The 18926-nt window shown below is 67.4% G+C and carries 16 protein-coding genes; 7 read left to right on the plus strand and 9 right to left on the minus strand.

The genetic code is table 11. The features are described from left to right. Nucleotides 1-83 precede the first annotated feature (83 nt). Both RLN94_RS04700 and RLN94_RS04705 read right to left on the minus strand, forming a co-directional pair. Complete coding sequence (locus tag RLN94_RS04700) at nucleotides 84-860, minus strand: gamma-glutamyl-gamma-aminobutyrate hydrolase family protein (RefSeq protein ID WP_350123080.1); 777 nt, start codon at nucleotides 858-860, stop codon at nucleotides 84-86. Nucleotides 861-996: 136 nt separating this feature from the next. Continuing rightward, nucleotides 997-1194, minus strand: a complete 198-nt coding sequence (locus tag RLN94_RS04705) for an ETRAMP family protein (RefSeq protein ID WP_350123077.1) — start codon at nucleotides 1192-1194, stop codon at nucleotides 997-999. Nucleotides 1195-1304: 110 nt separating this feature from the next. On the opposite strand from RLN94_RS04705, the gene pepN reads away from it, so the two are divergent. From pepN to sigJ, 3 genes are all read left to right on the plus strand, one after another. Then, on the plus strand, nucleotides 1305-3857 hold the full coding sequence (gene pepN, locus RLN94_RS04710) for an aminopeptidase N (protein ID WP_350123074.1): 2553 nt from the start codon (nucleotides 1305-1307) through the stop codon (nucleotides 3855-3857). Nucleotides 3858-3939: 82 nt separating this feature from the next. Beyond that, on the plus strand, nucleotides 3940-4401 hold the full coding sequence (locus tag RLN94_RS04715) for a carboxymuconolactone decarboxylase family protein (RefSeq protein WP_350123071.1): 462 nt from the start codon (nucleotides 3940-3942) through the stop codon (nucleotides 4399-4401). Then, a complete protein-coding gene (sigJ, locus tag RLN94_RS04720; RefSeq protein ID WP_350123068.1) occupies nucleotides 4391-5281 on the plus strand; it encodes an RNA polymerase sigma factor SigJ in 891 nt (296 codons plus the stop codon). Before RLN94_RS04715 ends, sigJ begins: the two co-directional genes overlap by 11 nt. A gap of 123 nt (nucleotides 5282-5404) precedes the next feature. On the opposite strand, the gene RLN94_RS04725 is transcribed toward sigJ, so the two are convergent. Beyond that, nucleotides 5405-6241, minus strand: coding sequence for a transglycosylase SLT domain-containing protein (locus tag RLN94_RS04725; RefSeq protein WP_350159161.1), 837 nt, complete (start codon nucleotides 6239-6241; stop codon nucleotides 5405-5407). Between the two features lie 251 nt (nucleotides 6242-6492). Between RLN94_RS04725 and RLN94_RS04730 the strand changes: the two genes are divergently transcribed. Next, nucleotides 6493-7668, plus strand: a complete 1176-nt coding sequence (locus RLN94_RS04730; protein ID WP_350123062.1) for a hypothetical protein — start codon at nucleotides 6493-6495, stop codon at nucleotides 7666-7668. A 147-nt stretch (nucleotides 7669-7815) separates the two neighbouring features. Next, entirely contained in the window at nucleotides 7816-9327 is a 1512-nt protein-coding gene (gene gatB, locus RLN94_RS04735; RefSeq protein WP_350123059.1) for an Asp-tRNA(Asn)/Glu-tRNA(Gln) amidotransferase subunit GatB, read from the plus strand. Between the two features lie 368 nt (nucleotides 9328-9695). Here the strand turns inward: gatB and RLN94_RS04740 are convergent, their stop codons facing one another. Beyond that, nucleotides 9696-10187, minus strand: coding sequence for a thioesterase family protein (locus RLN94_RS04740; protein WP_350123056.1), 492 nt, complete (start codon nucleotides 10185-10187; stop codon nucleotides 9696-9698). Between the two features lie 197 nt (nucleotides 10188-10384). Here RLN94_RS04740 and RLN94_RS04745 point away from each other — a divergent pair, with 197 nt between their 5' ends. Then, a complete protein-coding gene (locus RLN94_RS04745; RefSeq protein WP_300892199.1) occupies nucleotides 10385-11113 on the plus strand; it encodes a FadR/GntR family transcriptional regulator in 729 nt (242 codons plus the stop codon). A gap of 361 nt (nucleotides 11114-11474) precedes the next feature. On the opposite strand, the gene RLN94_RS04750 is transcribed toward RLN94_RS04745, so the two are convergent. Further along, nucleotides 11475-12776 carry an ABC transporter substrate-binding protein gene (locus RLN94_RS04750; RefSeq protein WP_350123052.1) on the minus strand — a complete coding sequence of 434 codons (1302 nt, stop codon included), beginning with the start codon at nucleotides 12774-12776 and terminating at the stop codon, nucleotides 11475-11477. 162 nt (nucleotides 12777-12938) lie between these two features. Between RLN94_RS04750 and RLN94_RS04755 the strand changes: the two genes are divergently transcribed. After that, complete coding sequence (locus RLN94_RS04755) at nucleotides 12939-14288, plus strand: trimethylamine monooxygenase (RefSeq protein WP_350123046.1); 1350 nt, start codon at nucleotides 12939-12941, stop codon at nucleotides 14286-14288. Nucleotides 14289-14406: 118 nt separating this feature from the next. On the opposite strand, the gene RLN94_RS04760 is transcribed toward RLN94_RS04755, so the two are convergent. From RLN94_RS04760 to RLN94_RS04775, 4 genes are read right to left on the minus strand one after another with little or no spacing between them, the layout of a single operon-like run. Beyond that, nucleotides 14407-15609, minus strand: coding sequence for an MFS transporter (locus RLN94_RS04760; protein ID WP_350158505.1), 1203 nt, complete (start codon nucleotides 15607-15609; stop codon nucleotides 14407-14409). A gap of 51 nt (nucleotides 15610-15660) precedes the next feature. After that, complete coding sequence (locus RLN94_RS04765; RefSeq protein WP_350123043.1) at nucleotides 15661-17328, minus strand: ABC transporter permease; 1668 nt, start codon at nucleotides 17326-17328, stop codon at nucleotides 15661-15663. A gap of 58 nt (nucleotides 17329-17386) precedes the next feature. Further along, nucleotides 17387-18046 carry a Fe2+-dependent dioxygenase gene (locus RLN94_RS04770; RefSeq protein WP_350123040.1) on the minus strand — a complete coding sequence of 220 codons (660 nt, stop codon included), beginning with the start codon at nucleotides 18044-18046 and terminating at the stop codon, nucleotides 17387-17389. Nucleotides 18047-18049: 3 nt separating this feature from the next. Beyond that, nucleotides 18050-18871, minus strand: a complete 822-nt coding sequence (locus RLN94_RS04775; RefSeq protein WP_350123037.1) for a hypothetical protein — start codon at nucleotides 18869-18871, stop codon at nucleotides 18050-18052. Nucleotides 18872-18926 lie beyond the last annotated feature (55 nt).

An 18926-nucleotide genomic window follows, 5' to 3' on the forward strand; every position in this document is an offset into this window, starting at 1 on the left:
AGGAGGCGCGGGCCGCGCCTGATCACGAGCCTAGCCGCGCGGGGGCGGTGGCCGCAAGCCTGAAGGTGGAGAAGGCGGCAGGGTCAGGCCGAGCGGCGCACCGGGGCGCTGCGGCCCGCCGCCCAGTCGCGGGCGGCCTGGCCGAAGGCGCCGAAAAGTGCCCGGCTGACCGGGTCGGCGGCGGCGTTGTATTCGGGGTGCCATTGCACCGACAGGGTGAAGCCCGGCGCATCCTCGACATAGATCGCCTCGGGCGTGCCGTCGGGGGCGTAGCCGTCGATCACCACGCCGCGGCCCGGGTCGATGATCCCCTGCCCGTGCAGCGTGTTGGTCATCACCTCGGCCTCGCCCAGCAGGCGGTGGAAGACGCCCCCATCGGTGAATTTCACCGTGTGGCGGAGGGCGAATTTCTCCTCGATCGTGCCGTCGGGGGGCATGCGGTGGTTCTCGCGCCCCGGCAGGTCGCGGATCTCGGGGTGCAGCGTGCCGCCCAGCGCCACGTTCACCTCCTGAAAGCCGCGGCAGACGCCGAAGACGGGCTGGCCGCGCTCGACACAGGCCCGCACCAGCGGCAGCGAGATCGCATCGCGCGAGCGGTCGAAGGTGCCATGCGCCTCGGTCGGCTCGTGGCCGTATTCCTCGGGGTGGACGTTGGGGCGGCCGCCGGTCAGCAGGAAGCCGTCGCAGGTCTCCAGCAGTTCCTGCACGGAAACGAAGCGCGGATCGGTGGGCACGATCATCGGGATGCAGTCCGACACCTGTGAGACGGCGTCGGAATTCATCTGGCCACCGGCATGAACCGGGTAGCTGCCGTCGATGAGATAACTGTTGCCGATGATGCCGATGATCGGGCGGGCCATGCTGATCCTTTATCCGTTCGAGCCTGTCACTCTGGATATATTCGACCCGAGGATAAGGAAACAGGTATTCCCGCACAACCGGACGCGCGCCAGTGCAGAATGCCGCAGCGGTGATCACGAAAGCGGCAAAGCGGGGTCAGTCGGCCTGTTCCTCGGCGCCGGTGCGGCCATCGATCTGGGGTTCGGCATTGCCGGGCTCGTTGCCCTGATAGCCGAGCCAGAGGATGAGCCCCACCAGAAGCGCGGAGGCAAAGAGAACCACGGCGACCATGCCGATCAGCGGCACCTTGTGGCGGCGTTCCTGTTTCTCGATGTTTGTTTTCGGTGCGGACACGGAGGACCTCGTCAATCTGAAGGTGAAAATCGCGGTGTGCTGCCATTGCAGCCCCCTGCTTGTGGAAATAACGTGCAGCCGACCGCTTATGTTCCCGACCGGAGGCCGCGATGAAGGATGCATCCCCCCAGACGATCTACCTCAAGGATTACACGCCGTTCGGCTTCCGGGTCGACGAGGTCGCGCTGACCTTCCGGCTGAATCCCTCCGCCACGCGCGTGATCTCGCGCATTGCGTTCCGGCCCAATCCGGAGGCCGAAGACCGGCGGTTTTTCCTGCATGGCGAGAAGCTGAAGCTGATCTCGGCCAGCATCGACGGCCAGCCCGTCACGCCCGAGGTGACCGCGGAGGGGCTGACCTGCGAGGTGCCCGACAAACCTTTCGTCTGGGAGGCCGAGGTCGAGATCGACCCGCAGGCCAATACCGCGCTCGAGGGGCTTTACATGTCGAACGGCATGTACTGCACCCAGTGCGAGGCCGAGGGGTTCCGCAAGATCACCTATTACCCCGACCGCCCCGACGTGATGGCGCCCTTCGACGTGCGCATCGAGGGGGAGGAAACGGTGCTGCTGTCGAACGGCAACCCCGGCGCGCGGGGCGACGGCTTTGCCGAATGGCACGACCCGTGGCCCAAGCCCGCCTACCTGTTCGCGCTGGTGGCGGGCGACCTTGTCAACCATCCGGGCAGCTTCACCACCCGGTCGGGCAAGGCGGTCGAGCTGAACGTCTGGGTCCGCCCCGGCGACGAGGACAAGTGCGCCTTTGCCATGGAAAGCCTGATCAAGTCGATGAAGTGGGACGAGGAGGTGTACGGCCGCGAATACGACCTCGACATCTTCAACATCGTCGCGGTCGACGATTTCAACATGGGCGCGATGGAGAACAAGGGTCTCAACATCTTCAACTCGGCCGCCGTGCTGGCCAACCCGGCCACCTCGACAGACATGAATTTCGAGCGGATCGAGGCGATCATCGCGCATGAGTATTTCCACAACTGGACGGGCAACCGCATCACCTGCCGCGACTGGTTCCAGCTGTGCCTGAAGGAGGGCCTGACCGTCTTCCGCGACAGCCAGTTCACCGCCGACATGCGTTCGGCGGCGGTCAAGCGGATTTCGGACGTGATCGCGCTCCGTGCCCGGCAGTTCCGCGAGGATAACGGCCCGCTGGCGCACCCCGTGCGGCCCGAAAGCTTCGTCGAGATCAACAATTTCTACACCGCCACGGTCTATGAGAAGGGCGCCGAGTTGATCGGGATGCTGAAGACGCTGGTGGGGGACGCGGGCTATGCCAAGGCGCTCGACCTCTATTTCGAGCGGCACGATGGCGACGCGGCGACGATCGAGGACTGGCTGGCCGTGTTCGAGGGGGCGACGGGGCGGGACCTGTCGCAGTTCAAGCGCTGGTACACGGATGCGGGCACGCCGCGGGTGAAGGTCACGGACGAATGGGCAGATGGCATCTATACCCTGCATTTCGAGCAGTCGACGCCGCCGACGCCCGGCCAGACCGACAAGCCGCCGCGGGTCATTCCGATCGCCGTGGGGCTGTTGGGCCCGAATGGCGACGAGGTGCGGGAAACGCAGGTGCTGGAGATGACAGAGGCGAAACAGAGCTTCCGCTTCGAGGGGCTGGGAGCGAAGCCGGTGCCGTCGATCCTGCGCGGCTTCTCGGCGCCGGTAATCGTCGAGCGCGAGACCGATAATGCCGAGCGCGCTTTCCTGATGGCCCATGACACCGACCCGTTCAACAAGTGGGAGGCGGGCCGCGACCTGGCGCGCGACGGGCTGTTGCGGATGCTGCGCGAGGGCGCCCAGCCCGATGACCGGTATCTCGACGCGGTGCAGGCGCTGGCGCGGGACGAGAGCCTCGACCCCGCCTTCCGGGCGCTGGCGCTTGGCCTGCCGTCGCAGGACGACCTCGCGCAGGCCCTGCACGAGGGCGGCACCACGCCCGACCCGCAGGCGATTTACGAGGCGCTGGAGACGCTGAAGCACGCTCGCGCCGAGGCGATGCAGGATCTTGCGCCGAAGCTTTATGCCGGCCACCAGGTGACCGCCCCCTACCAGCCCGATGCAGAGCAATCCGGCGCGCGGGCGCTGGCCAATGCGGCGCTGGGGATCATCACGCGGCTCGATGGCGGGGTGCTGGCGCAGACACAGTACGACGCGGCCGACAACATGACCCAGCAGCTCGCCGCCTTCTCCTGCCTATTGCAGGCCGGCAAGGGGGAAGCGGCGACGCGGGCCTTCTACGACCAGTGGCAGCATGACCGGCTGGTGATCGACAAGTGGTTCATGATGCAGATCGTCAATGCCGCGCCGGACGAGGCGGCGGCGGTGGCCGAGCGGCTGACGCAGCACCCGGATTTCAGCATGAAGAACCCCAACCGCTTCCGCGCGACGCTGGGCGCGCTGGCGATGAACCCGGCGGGGTTCCACCATGCGTCGGGCGAGGGCTATCGGGTGCTGGCGGACTGGCTGATCAGGCTCGACCCGCTCAACCCGCAGACCACGGCGCGGATGTGCTCGGCCTTCGAGACGTGGAAGCGCTACGATGCCGACCGGCAGGCGAAGATCGCCGCCGAGCTTGACCGGATCCTTGCCGTCGAGGGGCTAAGCCGCGACACGACCGAGATGGTCAGCCGAATCCGGGGGGCGTGAGACAAAAATCCACCGCCCCTGTCACAGATCGGGGCGGTCGATCGTCATGGAGGCAGACGCAACCCTGAAAGGAGAAGTCGCCATGACACCGAGACTGAACATGCACACCGCCTCGCCCGAGGCCGCCAAGGCCATGCTGGCCCTCGAGAACGCCACCCACAACCTGACCATCGGCCCGGCCCTGCGGATGCTGATCAAGATGCGCGTGTCGCAGATCAACGGCTGTGCCTACTGCCTCGAAATGCATGCGCCCGAGGCGCTGAAGGCGGGCGTCACCCAGCAGCAGCTCGACGTGCTGGCGGCATGGCGGGAAAGCCCGGCCTTCGATGCGCGCGAGCGGGCGGCGCTGGGATGGGCCGATACGCTGACGCGGATCGAGGCGACGGGCGCGCCGGAGGCCGATTACGCCGCGCTGGCCGAGGAGTTCAGCAAGGCCGAGCAGGTCGATCTGACGCTGATCATCAACGCCATCAACGGGTGGAACCGGTTTGCCGTGGGCTTCCGCTCGCAACACCCGGCGCGGAAGGCGCAGGATGCCGCCTGACCGGCATATAGACGCCTTCGAGGGCGAGCGCCGCCGGCTGGCGGGGCTCGCTTATCGGATGACGGGCTCGGTGGCGGAGACAGAGGATATCCTGCAGCAGGCCTGGCTGCGCTTTGCCGGGCAGGATCTGGCGGCGCTGGACAGCCCGGCGCGCTGGCTGACCACGGTGGTCAGCCGGCTGAGCCTCGATCACCTGAAATCGGCCCGGCGGCAGCGCGAAACCTACGTGGGCGCGTGGCTGCCCGAGCCGTTGCTGGAAAGCCCCGAGCCGACGCCGGAACAGCAATGGATGGTGACCGAGGATGTGAGCATCGCGCTGATCCTGCTGCTGGAGACATTATCGCCCGAGATGCGCGCGGCCTTCCTGCTGCGCGATGCGTTCGACTACGAGTTCGAGGAGATCGCGCAGGTGGTGGGCCGCACGCCCGCGACCTGCCGGCAACTGGTCTCCCGCGCCCGCAAGCGGCTGGCCGGGGCCGAGCCGCCGGCGGCGGCGCCGTCGCTCGACGCCGCGCGCCCGATCATCGCCGCCTTCTGGGAGGCGAGCCGCGAGGGCGACATGCAGCGCCTGCTGGAGATCTTCGCCGAGGATATCGAGGTGCATACCGATGGCGGCGGCAAGGTGCCGGCGGCGATCAACGTGCTGTCGGGCGCGCGCCGGGCGGCCGGCCTCTTCGTGGGGCTGGCGCGCAAGCGGCAATTGCCCCAGCGCCCCTGCCCGCCCCTGCAGCGGATCAACGGCGCGCCGGGCTTCGTCTCGGTCGATCCGGCGGGGGTGATGCAGACCACCGCCGTCAGCCTCCGCAACGGCCGGATCGCGGCGCTGTGGATCGTGCGCAACCCCGACAAGCTGCGCCACCTGTCGGGCGCCACGGGCTAGCGGCGGCGCCACGGGCGGTCAGGGCGAGACGATCTCGAGGTCGGGCGGCTCGGGGGGCAGGATCTCCAGCTCTAGATCCTCGGGCGTGGGGGTGGCGCTGTCTTTCGGCGTCACGATTTCCAGTTAGAGGTCGTCGGGCGCTGCCGTGGCGCTGTCCGTCGGCGTCACGATCTCAAGCTCGAGGTCTTCGGGCGCCGCCGTGGTGCCGTCCTCCGGCACGATGGCCTCCAGCTCGAGGATCGCGGGCACCGCCGCCTCGACCACCTCCGGCGGCCGTACCCTGGGCCGCAACGCGACCACTTCCCGCGCCGGGTTCCAGCCCTCGGGCCGGGCGCGGGGCCGGACCGAAGACAGCGGCGTGCAGTATTTCTGCGACTTGGTCCAGGCCATCATCTCGTGCCGTTTCGCGCGGCTGACCAGCGGCCCCCAATCCGCCGCCACGCCGCGCATCCCCCGCGACACGACCCCGTCGCGCCGCACGGTGCGGGTCATGATCCGGATGGCACAGGACAGGTTTGCCGGCCCGTTGAGCAGTGCCTGCCCGCTGCGCGCCCGGCAGCCATAGCCGCGCGCCGTGCCCGGCAGGATCTGCAACAGGCCGAACCAGCGCCCGCCGCCCCCCACGGCATGCGGCCGATGGGTGCTTTCATAGCGCGCCAGCGCCGACAGGAACCCGACCCAGAAGGCGCGGCGCTTTTCCGCCGAGGCATTGGGATAGGCCGGGCACCAATCGGCGATATCGCGCGGGACCGTTTCCACCAGCGCCGCGCCGTGCTGCTTGAGCGCCGACAGCGCGCTGCGCGTCCAGAGGGCGGATTCGGCGCGGTGATCCCATCGGGCGCGGGGAATCTGGGCGACGCGCGCGGGCGGAAACACGCCGGCCTCGGCCCCCTCGTCCTGCTCCGCCGGCGAGGCCGAGGGCAGGAATAACAAGTAAAGACAAAGTATTAGTCGACGCATCCCCCCGGACCCCCAAATTTTCGCCGCCTCCTGGCATACATGCGCTGGCCGCACGTTTTCCCTGCCATCTCCCTCGACTTGCCCAAATTTGGGCCGAATACGCTGTCACAAGCACGAACGAATTCCATCTGAACAGGCAAAGTATGTTGAAATCGCGCAATCAGTCAAAGTCCGCGTCCGGAACCTTCTCGAAGCTGCGCGGGATGCTGACCGGGTCCGGCGGCCGTCCGGCGGCGCCGAAGATGCGGAAGATGACCGAGAAGGACATCGACGCCCTGACCAAACGGATCATCCTGCCTTCGCTTCCGGTCTCGGACGAGGAGATGGCCCGGGCCACACACCAGGACAAGGGGCAGAAGCTTGCCCGGCAGGACCGCTGGACCGAGCTGTCGCGCCGCATTCGCTATGCCGACGAATCGCGCCTGACCACGCCGGGGGGCGAGACGGCCTCGCTTCTGCTGGCCTTCGGGGCGCGCAGCGACGTGGTCTCGGCCGCCGAGGACGCGCTGCACGACAATGCCGAGCCCAGCCCCGAGGGGATCGAGGCGCTGGAGGAGGTGCTGGAGGAAGAGCCGGGCGACTATGCCTGTGCGCTGGTCGTGGCGCTGGCCCATCTCGATATCGCCTGGGCCTGGCACAGCATCATGTTCGAAACCGCGCCCGAGAAAAGCCTGAACCGGGCGCATGAGCATCTGGAACGCGCCGAGGAGATCCTTGCGCCCCATGACGGGGTCGCGCTCGACGCGCCGTCGGTGCTGGCGGCGCAATGCGCGCTCAACGCCACCAACGAGAAGCGCGGCCGCCACCTGGCCGAGGATTACGCCACGCTGATCGGCATCGATCCCGAGGGCCACCGCCACATGCGCGCCATGGGCCGGCACATGGTGCCGCTGCTGCGCAAGTCGCCCAACGTGCTCGAGATCGAGGCCCGCCGCATCGCCTCGCAGACCGAGGAGGTCTGGCAGGCGGGCGGTTACACCTGGGTCTACCTCGATGCGCTGACCGCCGATCCGCAGGCGATCGAGCTGCTGGATGCGGAGTTCTTCATCGAGGGGATGGAGAATATCATCAACCGCAAGCGCGACCAGCACGTGATCAACCAGTTCGCCGCCTTCTGCGCGATTTCCATGGCGCCGCTGAAGCAGGACAAGATGCTGTCGCGGCGCGGCCATGCGAGCCGCGAGCAGTTGCATGACTGTCTCGACTGGCTGCTGGCGGATTACCTGCAGGAGCTGCACCCGCTTATCTGGTCGCAGACGCTGCTGGTGCCGGGCCAGGTGCCGATGCTGCCCTCGCGCCGGGCGCTGGTGGTCAAGGGGCGGCAGACCGCGCTTCGGATCATCGCCGCGCGGTTCGCCGGCGAGATCGCCGATGGCAGCTCGATCGCGTTCTCGCCGCAGGGGATGTACCGGCTGCCGGCGCTTTGATCCTTCGCGCCGGGGGGCGCAGTCTTTGAAAGACTGCGGATCGAAGTATTTTAAGGACTTCGTGGGCGTCCCTGCCTGCCCGCGCCTCTTGCCCGTTCCGCCCGCCCGGTCTAGAACGCCGGACGATACGCAAACGGAGCGCCGCAGATGCTTGACCTGACCTACGAGCCCCCGAAACCCAAGGTGATCGCCGGGGCCAAGCACGACTGGGAACTGGTGATCGGCATGGAGGTACATGCCCAGGTCGCCTCGAACGCCAAGCTGTTCTCGGGCGCCTCGACGCTTTTCGGGGCCGAGCCCAACTCGAACGTGGCCTTCGTCGATGCGGCGATGCCGGGCATGCTGCCCGTCATCAACGAGTTCTGCGTCGAGCAGGCGGTGCGGACGGGGCTGGGCCTGAAGGCACAGATCAACCTGAAATCGGCCTTCGACCGGAAGAACTATTTCTATCCCGACCTGCCGCAGGGCTACCAGATCTCGCAGCTCTACCACCCGATCGTGGGCGAGGGCGAAATCATCGTCGACATGGAACCCGGCATCGCCCGCAAGGTGCGGATCGAGCGCATCCACATGGAGCAGGACGCCGGCAAGTCGATCCATGACATGGATCCGCACATGTCCTTCGTCGACCTCAACCGCACGGGCGTCTGCCTGATGGAGATCGTCTCCCGCCCCGATATCCGCGGGCCCGAGGAGGCGGCGGCCTATATCCTCAAGCTGCGCCAGATCCTGCGCTACCTGGGCACCTGCGACGGCAACATGCAGAACGGGAACCTGCGGGCCGACGTGAACGTCTCGGTCTGCCGGCCGGGCGCCTATGAGAAATACATGGAAACGCAGGATTTCTCGCATCTCGGCACGCGCTGCGAGATCAAGAACATGAACTCGATGCGCTTCATCCAGATGGCCATCGATTACGAGGCGCGGCGCCAGATCGCGATTGTCGAGGGCGGGGGCGAGGTGGTGCAGGAAACCCGGCTTTACGATCCGGACAAGAACGAGACCCGGTCGATGCGGTCGAAGGAAGAGGCGCATGATTACCGCTACTTCCCCGATCCCGACCTGCTGCCGCTCGAGATCGAGCAGGACTGGGTGGACGGCATCGCCGAGTCCCTGCCGGAGCTGCCGGACGAGAAGAAGGCGCGGTTCGTGGGTGATTTCGGGCTTTCGGAGTATGACGCCAACGTCCTGACCGCCGAGCACGAGAACGCGGCCTTCTTCGAGGAGGCCGCGAAAGGCCGCGACGGCAAGCTGGTCGCGAACTGGGTCATCAACGAGCTGTTCGGGCGGCTGAAGAAGGAAGGCCACGACATCACCGACAGCCCGGTTTCCCCCGCGCAGCTTGGCGGGATCGTCGACCTGATCTCTTCCGATGCCATCTCGGGCAAGATCGCCAAGGACCTGTTCGAGATCGTCTATACCGAGGGCGGCGACCCGGCGCAGATCGTCGAGGAGCGCGGCATGAAGCAGGTCACCGATACCGGCGCCATCGAGACGGCGGTCGACCAAATCATCGCCGACAATCCGGCACAGGTGGAGAAGGCGCAGTCGAACCCCAAGCTGGCCGGCTGGTTCGTCGGACAGGTGATGAAGGCCACGGGCGGCAAGGCCAACCCGAAGGCGGTGAACGAGATCGTGCAGCAGAAGCTGGGGATCTGAGTTAACGGTTGGTCAAGACCTGTTGAGAAATGGTTAAGCGCCCTGCGGATTTGCTCTGCGGGGCGTTTTTGCTTTTCCGGAGGCTGATCGTGCGATGTGCTCCCGGTGCGAAGCCGCGCGATCGACAGGCCGGGGGCTGGCGATGCAACGGCCGTGAATCGCACTTTATGCCAGCCAAATCCGAAGAACCTCTTAACGGAGCTCTGCCGTCTCCCAATCGCCAGTCCGTCACGCCAATGGCGTGCCGATAACAGGAGGCGCACCTATGGTGCGGCGGGCCGGCCTGTCGATCGCGCGGCGGGCTTCGCCCTGGATTCCGCGCGGGGCACCACGTCGCCTGTCGCGGATAATTTCGGGCGAATAGGCCTTCAGCCGCTTTTCACCTTCCGCCTGATCCCGATCCGGCTGCCCACCCCTTCGGGCGCGGGCAGTTCTGCATGGGCCCGGGCCAGCTCCGCCAGCCGGCGCTGGATATGCTCGGGCATCGGCGCCACTTTCGGCCCGCCCAGATCGACATGCAGGGTCAGCCCCTCGCCCGTCGCGGACAGCCAGCCATCCTCGTGGTAGAGTTCCTGGAAGGTGTGGAACCGCTTCTCGTCATGGTCGAGGATGCAGATTCGGGAATAGAGCCGGTCGCCCAGCTTGACCTCGCGCAGGTAGCGGACGTGGAACTCGGCCGCGAAGGTGGTGTGGTTGGTCTCGGCCACGTAATGCGCGCCGAAGCCCAGCCAATCCCACAGCTGGTCCGAGGCGCGGTCGAACACCACCGTGTAATAGCCCATGTTCAGATGATTGTTGTAGTCGATCCAGCCCTTCTCGATCTCGAGAAAGGAGGACACGAACGGGCCGGTATCGGTCATGGTCACGCGTGCTGATTCAAGGGTCGCGGCAAGATAGGGCGAAGCCGCGCGGGAGTGCAAAGGGTTTCTCCCCCCTGCCCCGGCCCCTCAAGAGGAGGCTGGAAATTACCGCGATCCCCCGCCATAGTACCAATTCACGCGGGCCCGGTCCGGATTGGTCTGGTGCGCGCGCTCAAAGGCCCAGCGGGGGAGCACGCATGCAGAAGGACCTCGACGACAGCGCGCGCGGGATCGTCACCGGCCAGCCGGTGGGGGCGACGGTGCAGATCGTCGTCGACACGCTGTTTGCGCGGATCAAGTCGGAGGAATACCCGACCGACACGCGCCTGCCGTCGGAGCGGACGCTGGCGGCGGAGCTGGGTGTGGCAAGGAATACCGTGCGCGAGGCGCTCGACGTGCTGGAAAGCCAGAAGGCCATTCGCCGGCGGCCGGGTTCGGGCAGTTTCGTGACCTACCGGTCCGCCGCGCCGGGGGATGCGGCGACAGCCTCGGTCGCCGACGAGACGAGCCCGCTACATCACCTCGTGGTGCGGGGGATACTGGAGCCGGAAATGGTGCGGCTGGCGGTGGTGAACATGACCCCGCGCGAGATCAACGACCTGTCGGAGACGCTGTCGAAGATCGAGACGATCCAGACGGATGTGGACGCGTTCATCGAGCTGGAAGAGAAGTTGTACACCCAGATCGCCGAGGGCACGGGCAACCCGCTGCTGGCGTCGTGCTACCGGCTGACGATCGAGACCTACCGGCAGAGCTTCCGCACCAAGCTGCGGCGCCGGAACCTGACGCCGAAGCGGATGCAGGATTACCAGAAGCGGTACAATACCTTGTTCAACGCGATTGCCTCGCGGGACGTGGCGAGCGCGGTGGAGTTCATCAAGCTGCACCTGGTGGAAGAGCAGAAGCTGTTGTTGCAGGATTTTTGAGGGGGTGCGGGAGGTGGGTTGGCACCCACCCTGCGAGGCTTGGAACACGCCCGGAATCGAGGCCGAAGGCCGCCGGGCGAGCGCCGGCCCCTCCCGGCGGGCAGGCGCTGTGGCAGGTGTAGTGCGACGTCTCTAGGTAGGATGTATTCGGCACGATAAAGCGGCAGCAATATCCGTTGCAGCGCCTCCCCACGGGCCGGCGCTCTCCCGGCGGCGGCACCGTCGCGACCCGTACCTGAACGGTGGTATTGGCGCCGCGAGGTCCCGGCTCGGAGGCCGGGACGAGATGGCAGCTCATCAAGGCCAAAATCCAACGTCGGTATCACGTCGGTATTTTGTCGGTATAACGTCGGTGCGCCCCCTACTCCGCCACCGTCCTTGCCCCCAGCTTCGTCGCCCGCGCCGGGCCGGTGAGGCGCTGTTCCCACATCTGGCCCAAATCCAGCATCTCGCGCCGGAGCGCGCCGCTATGGGCGTGCAGCCAGCCCGGGACCGAGCCGAACTCCTCGATCCGGGCCTTGCCGTCGCGGATCGACACGACCGGCCAGTCACCCACCAGCGCGTTGTCGATGCCGAAGAGGTCGGTGCCCCACCATTCCGCCGGGCCGAAGGCGTGGGTGACGTGGCCCAGCTGTTTCATCGCCGCCAGCACCGAGACCGGGTTGACCGTGCCCGCCTTCTCGACCGCGGCGTGCCAGATGTCGAGGATGGCGGCGTATTCCCAGCTCACCGCCGACCAGCTTCCGGGGTTGCGGGCGTTGTATTCCTCGTAAAACACGTTGGGCTGGTTGAAGAAGAACGCCTTTTCGCGCAGCGCCGGGTCGTCGAAATCGGGGAACTGGAAGGTGACGCCTTCCATGAACTCCGCGCCCAGCCTGCCCACCAGCCGGTCGTAATGGTCGAAGGTGCAGGAGAGGATGCGGCCCTTGAAGCCCTGCGCATGGGCGTATTCGGTCATGGCGTGGACCATCGGCGTGTAGCTGGTGCACCAGCAGAGGATGTCCGGCCGGGCCTCGAGCATGGGCCCCACGATCTCGGCCGGATCGCCGCCCGAGGCGGGGTATTGCACCTCCTTGACGATCTCGACCCCGGCAGCCTTGAAGGCCGCGCGGTAGGTGGCGAGCGAGGGCAGGCCCATGCCGTCCTTCTGGGCGCAGAGGGCGACGGTTTTCAGCCCCGGCTGCGTGCGGGTCAGCCAGTCGACCCCGGTGACCACGTAAACCGGGTGCACCTCGGACGGCGCGATCAGGTAGGGCGTGTCGGGCGACAGGTCGGAGGGCAGCAGCGTCGAGGTCAGGATGCGCTTCTCGGTCAGGTAGTCGCCCACGGCGGCGTAATCGTCGCCGCCCAGCATCATCATCAGCTTCACGTCATGGCCCTGCACCAGTTCGACGGCGCCTTCATGCGCCTCGTCCGGCCCGGCCCCGCAATCATGGGCGTGGATGCGAATCGGGTAGCGCCGCCCGCCGATCAGGAGGCCGCCCGCGCGGTTGAGCCAGCCTTCCCAGATGCGGCAGCCATGCAGCCCCGGCAGGCCCCAGCTTTCCGCCTGCCCCGAGAGCGGCGCGAGAAAGCCGATATTGACCGTGCTGGCCATGCCGACCGAAAGCCTTGGCATGGCACCGGAAATCGCCAGCCGTTGTGCGAAACTCGAAGCTTCCAACCGTACGCGTCCTTTCTGCAAGCGGGCTGGGCAAGTCTAGGGGGAATCTGCCCGCCTGAACAGGTTTGTTGTTGACAGATTGGTTCACGCTTTGGTTTCCTGAAATGAACCAAAAGTACCAAAATGAAATATTGGTTCAATACAGACAGGGAGACCAGCAGAATGGCCAAGAAAAGAGTTGCGATCATCGGTGCCGGGCCGTCGGGCCTTGCGCAGTTGCGCGCGTTCCAGTCCGCCAAGGACAAGGGCGAGGAGATCCCCGAGATCGTCTGCTACGAGAAACAGTCGAACTGGGGCGGCCTGTGGAACTATACCTGGCGCACCGGGGTCGACAAGGATGGCGAGCCCTGCCACGGCTCGATGTACCGCTACCTGTGGTCGAACGGCCCGAAGGAAGGGCTCGAATTCGCCGACTATTCCTTTGACGAGCATTTCGGGCAGGAGATTGCCAGCTACCCGCCGCGCGCCGTGCTTTTCGACTATATCGAGGGGCGGGTGAAGAAGGCCGGCGTGCGCGACTGGATCCGGTTCAACAACGTGGTGCGGGACGTGAGCTTCGACGAGGCGTCGGGCAAGTTCACCGTCACCGCGCGGGACAGCGAGAAGGACCAAGAATCGGTCGAAGACTACGATCACGTGATCGTCGCCTCGGGCCATTTCTCGGTGCCGAACGTGCCGGAATATCCGGGCTTCGACGGGTTCAACGGCCGCATCCTGCACGCCCACGATTTCCGCGATGCGCGCGAGTTCGAGGGCAAGGACATCCTGATCATGGGCTCCAGCTACTCGGCCGAGGATATCGGCAGCCAGTGCTGGAAATACGGCGCGAAGTCGATCGTGTCCTGCTACCGCTCGGGGCCGATGGGCTATGACTGGCCCGACAACTGGGACGAGGTGCCCGCGCTCGACCGGGTCGAGGGGCGCACGGCGCATTTCTCGGACGGGACCAGCCGCGACGTCGATGCGATCATCCTCTGCACCGGCTACAAGCACCATTTCAACTTCCTGCCCGACGATCTGCGCCTGAAGACGGCGAACCGGCTGGCGACGACCGACCTCTACAAGGGCGTGGTCTGGGTGCATAACCCCAAGCTCTTCTACCTCGGGATGCAGGACCAGTGGTTCACCTTCAACATGTTCGACGGCCAGGCGTGGTGGGTGCGCGACGCCATCATGGGCAAGCTCGAGATCCCCGACCGCGCCACGATGGAGGCCGACTGGAAACAGCGGCAGGCCGACGAGGACGCGCTGGAGGACGATTACGCCTGCATCAAGTACCAGGGCGATTACGTGGCCGAGCTGATCGCCGAGACGGATTACCCGAGCTTCGATGTCGATAAGGCCTGCGAGCAGTTCTACAAGTGGAAGAAGCACAAGAAGCAGGACATCATGGCCTTCCGCGACAACGGCTATGTCTCGCCGCTGACGGGCAAGCAGGCCCCGGCGCACCACACCGCGTGGAAGGAAGCGCTCGACGACAGTCTCGAGGCGTACCTGCAGACCGGCGCCTGACCGCCAGGAACACCGGGCGCCGGCCGCACATCTCCCCGAGTGGCCGGCGCCCTTACTCAGGTCAGAGCGATGACCTCCCGGCCCTTCGTGGCCGGGATTTTTTTTCGTGGGGGTTGCGTCAGGCGGGCGCCGTCGCTGCGTCCCGCAGATGACGGTCGCGCAAGACCGCCAGCAAGGCCATTGGCAGGGCGGCCGTCACAAGGAACATCGCCCCCGCCCCCACCGTGTCATAGGCCGCGCCCGCGATCGCCGGCCCGATGATGTTGCCGGCGGCGGTGGCCAGCAAGGCCACGGTGAAACTGAGCGTCGGCATGGCCGGAAACAGCCGCTCGGACCAGAAGGCGAGGATGGCGCTGGTGACCATGACATGGACGCCCTGAAGCGCCGCCGATCCGGCAAGACCCGTCCAGCTTCCGGGCACGAGTGCGACGAGCGCGGCAGAGCCCGCGCCGGCCAGCATGGCGCCGCGCAGCAGGACCGGCAGGCCGAGCCACGACCGGAGCCGGCCGGTCAGCAACCCGGCCAGCCCGGCAAGGCCGAAGCAGATGAACACGAGGGCCGGCGTGGCCGCGACGGACATGCCGGGGACGCCGTCGCTGTCGGTGATGTGCTTGGCCGCGAAGGAGATGTAGTTGGCCGAAACGGTCCCGAAGACGAAGCCCACCCCGACAATCGGCGCCATTTCCGGCCGCACCAGCGCGCGCCAGTTTTCTCCGGCGGCGGGGGGCGGGGCGCGGTCGACCTGCCGCAGCGCCGCCCAGTTGGCGACAAGGGCGCCCGCCCCGGCCAGGGCGAAGACCGCCCAGCAGAGGCGCCACGACACGCCCGTCAGAACCATGACCAGCGCCGCGGCACCGGCCAGCGCGATGCCGACGCTGGTGCCGGTGCTGATCTCGGACAGTGCCGTGGGCCGGTCGACATCGCGGATCTTTCGATGGACCGCGTCGTTGAAGGGCGTCCAGGCGAAGCCCGCGCTGGTGGCGGCAAAGAAGACGCCCGCGGCCAGCACGCCGGCATTGGGGGCCACGCTCACCAGCCCCATGCCCAGCGTGGCCGCCGCGAGCCCGGTCAGCACGGGGAATTCCGGGCCGCGCCGGTTGAGCAGGAGCTGCGCGGTCAGGAGAGCGAGGAAGAACCCGAGAAAGCCGAGGCTGGAAATCAGGCCCACCATCGCCGGCGACAGCGAGAAGGCCTCGCTCAGTTCGGGCACGAAAAGGCCGAAGCCCATGCGGCCCGGCCCGTAGCTGATGGCGGTAGCGGCGAAGCCCGCGGCGGAGAGGCTGTGGAAGTAGGTGATGGCATCCTCCTGCCCCGGAAGAATGCAAGGGCCGCGGTTTTGTTCCGGAAAACGTCGGGTCGGGGCTGCCCCGCCCTACCCTGCGCTGACCGCCGTGCCGAGCCGCGCCGCCTTCTGCCCCCGCCCCTCGCGCCCCAGCGCCCGGCAGAGCACCGCCACCGGGATCAGCCCGAAGCCCACCAGCACCAGCGAGGGCACCGCCGCCTCGGCCAGCCGCTCGTCGGCGGCAAGGCGGTGCGCCTGGACCGCCAGCGTCTGGAAGTTGAACGGGTGCAGGATCAGCGTGGCGGGCAGTTCCTTCATCACGTCGACGAAGACGATCAGCAGCGCCGTCAGCACCGAGTTGCGCGCCACGGGCAGGTGGATGCGCCAGAGAAGGCGCTGGCCCGGCTGGCCCAGCGAGCGGCCGATGGCGTCGAGGTGATGTGGGATCGTGGCCATGCCGCTGTCATAGGCGTTGAGCGCGGCCGCCATGAACCGGGCCATGTAGGCCAGCACCATCAGCCAGATCGAGCCGGTGATCAGCAGGCCGGTGTCGATGCCGAACCGCGCCTCCATGATCCCGTCGATGATGTTGTCGAGCGCGGCCATGGGGACCATCAGGCCGACAGCGATCACCCCGCCCGGCACCGCATAGCCCACGCCCGCGCCGATCACGATCAGCTTGGAGCTGCGCGAGGGCCGCGTGCGGGCGCGGAAGCCGATGAGGATGGCGCCCAGCACGGTCAGCACCGCCGCCACCCCCGCCACGGTGATGGAATTCTGCATCAGCCCGACATAGCGCGAGGACAGCAGCGACTGGCCCGAGCCGATCGCCATCTGGCCCAGCATCAGGACGGGGATGACGAAGCCCAGCAGCACCGGCCCGAGGCAGAGCGCGCAGGCGATCCAGCCCGGCGCGCCGGTCAGGCGGGGGCGTTCCATCGTCTCGAACCGCGTGCCGTGGGCGGCGGTGCGGGCCCGGCCCCGCTGGGCGCGTTCCAGCCCGGCGAGAAGGAGGGCGAAGCTCAGCAGGCAGAGCGAGAGCTGCGCCGCCGCCGCCCGGTCGCCGAGCGAGAACCACGCCTGGTAGATGCCGGTGGCGAAGGTCTGGACGTTGAAGAAGGCGACGGTGCCGTAATCGGCGATGGTCTCCATGATCGCCAGCAGCGCGCCGCCGGCGATGGCGGGCCGGGCCATGGGCAGGGCCACGCGGTAGAAGGCTTTCAGGGGCGAGCGGCCCAGGGTGCGGGCGACGAGGAAGGCATTGGCCGATTGTTGGCGGAACGAGGCGCGGGCCAGCAGGTAGACGTAAGGGTAAAGCACGATGGTCAGCATCAGGGCGGCGCCCCCGATCGAGCGCACCTCGGGAAACCAGTAATCGCGCGGGCCCCAGCCCATCACCTCGCGCAGGGCCGACTGCACGGGCCCGGGATGGTCGAGCATGTAGGTATAGGCATAGGCCATGACATAGGCCGGGAAGGCCAGCGGCAGGGCCAGCGCGATCTCGAGCCAGCGGGCGCCGGGGAAGCGGTAGACCGTCACCAGCCAGGCCGTGACGCTGCCGATCACCGCCGTCGAGATGCCGACGATCACCACGAGGATCAGCGTGGTGCGCGCATAGCGCGGCAGGACCGAGGCCAGCACGTCGCGCCATGTGTCGAGGTCGCCGGTAAAGGCCGCCAGCGCCGCCGCGAGGATGGGCGCGACGCAGAACGCCACGACGACCCATGCCAGCCGGTGCAGGACGGTTTCGCTCAGCATTTTCAGGTCCGGTCCGCCTCTGGTTCCTTGGGGCCGCGCCGGGGCGCGGGCCGCCTGCCTACCCGTCCGCCCACATGCGGTAAAGGTTGCTTTTCGCCTTGAAGAGCCGGTCGAAGGCCGGGGTCTTGCCGTGCTCGTCGAAGATCGAGCGGGTGGCCACGTCTAGATCGTGCAGCGCCTCGCGTTTCGCCGCGTCGCGCACCCAGCTCGTGACCCAGCCCACGACTGCCACGCGCTCGCCCGTGCTGACCGGCTCGACCCGGTGCAGGGCCGAGGTGGGGTAAAGCACCATGTCGCCCGCCTGAAGCCGGATCACCCGTTCCTCGAGCACGTCGTCGATCACGAGGCCGCCGCCCTCGTATTCTTCCGGTTCCGACAGGTAGAGGGTGAAGGAGAGGTCGGTGCGGGAACCCTTCATGATCGGGTCGTCGACATGGAAGCCGTATTCCATCCCGGGGCCATAGCGGGAGAGCAGCGAGCGGGCGATCTTGCGGGGCCGCGCGACCGAGCGGAACAGCTCGTTCTTGAAAAGCTTCGTACGCACCGAGGCGAGGATCTCGTCGAGGTCCTTCGAGGGTTTCGCCTGAAGGTTCGACTTCACGCCGCGGGCATAGCGGCCCGCCGTGGCGCGCCCGTCCTGGAACTCGATGGCGTCGGCGGCCTGGCGCAGGTCGGCCACCTCGTCCTTGGTCAGCACGTCTCCGATCACTATGAACATGGGTCAGTACACCTTCGACAGGGCCAGATCCATCCGCCCGGCGGCGCCGTGGATCAGGCTGGCATCGGGGTCCAGACCTTCGGCCTGCAGGTCGGTGAAGGCCGGGTCGGCAAAGGCCAGCGCGTCGAGCAGGCCCTGGCCTGCGCGGGCGATGCGCTCGTTGCCGGCCTCGGCCAGCTCCTGCGCCTCGGTCTTCGCCAGTTGCACCATGCCCCAGGCGGCCTGGTAGGCGGCGGGGTCGGCGATCTGGTCGCCTTCGACGGCGGCGGCATAGGTCTTGCCGGCCTCGCGGGTCAGCGCGATGAGCGCGCGGAACTGGGCGCGGGCGGTGGTGTCGCGGCGGGCCTCTTCGAAGAGGTCGCGTGCGGCGTCGTATTGCGCTTGGGACTCACCGTCCGACAGGGCGGCTTCGAGCGCGTCCAGCGCCTCGGGCACGCCGTCGATGCCGCGGGCCTCGAGCGCGTCCAGCGCCTCGGCCTCTGGCGTGTCGATGAGGGCCGCGGCGGCATCGGCCTCGCCCTCCTCGGCCAGCGCGGTGGCGGCGCGCAGCCGGCCTTCCAGCCGGCCGAGCGCCACGAGGAAGGAATCGTCGTCGAGCCGGGCCTCGCTGGCCTCGCCCTCTCCTTCGCCTTCGCCTTCTCCCTCGCCTTCACCCTCTCCTTCGCCTTCGCCGGCGGCGAGCCAGTAGCTTTCGGGGAGGTCGGCCTCGGCCGGGGTGATGACGGCGGCGTGGGCGGCGGTGGCAAGGCCGGCGGCCAGTGTGCCGACGGTCAGGCTACGGCGCGCGGCGACCAGCCGGCGGGGTTTGGGGGGCGTCTGCGTCATGTCGCGATCCTTTCGGGAAGCTCTGAAATCATGGACGCCGCATGTGGGACATGCG

It is taken from the genome of Roseovarius sp. (genome assembly GCF_040223625.1).
GTDB lineage: Bacteria > Pseudomonadota > Alphaproteobacteria > Rhodobacterales > Rhodobacteraceae > Roseovarius.

Bases quoted from the DNA above. Each gene is read 5' to 3' on its own strand.
- RLN94_RS04715 (WP_350123071.1), top strand. From the start codon at position 3,940: ATGACACCGAGACTGAACATGCACACCGCCTCGCCCGAGGCCGCCAAG.
- RLN94_RS04745 (WP_300892199.1), top strand. From the start codon at position 10,385: ATGCAGAAGGACCTCGACGACAGCGCGCGCGGGATCGTCACCGGCCAG.
- RLN94_RS04770 (WP_350123040.1), bottom strand. From the start codon at position 18,046: ATGTTCATAGTGATCGGAGACGTGCTGACCAAGGACGAGGTGGCCGAC.
- RLN94_RS04700 (WP_350123080.1), bottom strand. From the start codon at position 860: ATGGCCCGCCCGATCATCGGCATCATCGGCAACAGTTATCTCATCGAC.
- RLN94_RS04775 (WP_350123037.1), bottom strand. From the start codon at position 18,871: ATGACGCAGACGCCCCCCAAACCCCGCCGGCTGGTCGCCGCGCGCCGT.
- RLN94_RS04730 (WP_350123062.1), top strand. From the start codon at position 6,493: ATGACCGAGAAGGACATCGACGCCCTGACCAAACGGATCATCCTGCCT.
- pepN (WP_350123074.1), top strand. From the start codon at position 1,305: ATGAAGGATGCATCCCCCCAGACGATCTACCTCAAGGATTACACGCCG.
- sigJ (WP_350123068.1), top strand. From the start codon at position 4,391: ATGCCGCCTGACCGGCATATAGACGCCTTCGAGGGCGAGCGCCGCCGG.
- RLN94_RS04755 (WP_350123046.1), top strand. From the start codon at position 12,939: ATGGCCAAGAAAAGAGTTGCGATCATCGGTGCCGGGCCGTCGGGCCTT.
- RLN94_RS04765 (WP_350123043.1), bottom strand. From the start codon at position 17,328: ATGCTGAGCGAAACCGTCCTGCACCGGCTGGCATGGGTCGTCGTGGCG.
- gatB (WP_350123059.1), top strand. From the start codon at position 7,816: ATGCTTGACCTGACCTACGAGCCCCCGAAACCCAAGGTGATCGCCGGG.
- RLN94_RS04740 (WP_350123056.1), bottom strand. From the start codon at position 10,187: ATGACCGATACCGGCCCGTTCGTGTCCTCCTTTCTCGAGATCGAGAAG.
- RLN94_RS04725 (WP_350159161.1), bottom strand. From the start codon at position 6,241: ATGCGTCGACTAATACTTTGTCTTTACTTGTTATTCCTGCCCTCGGCC.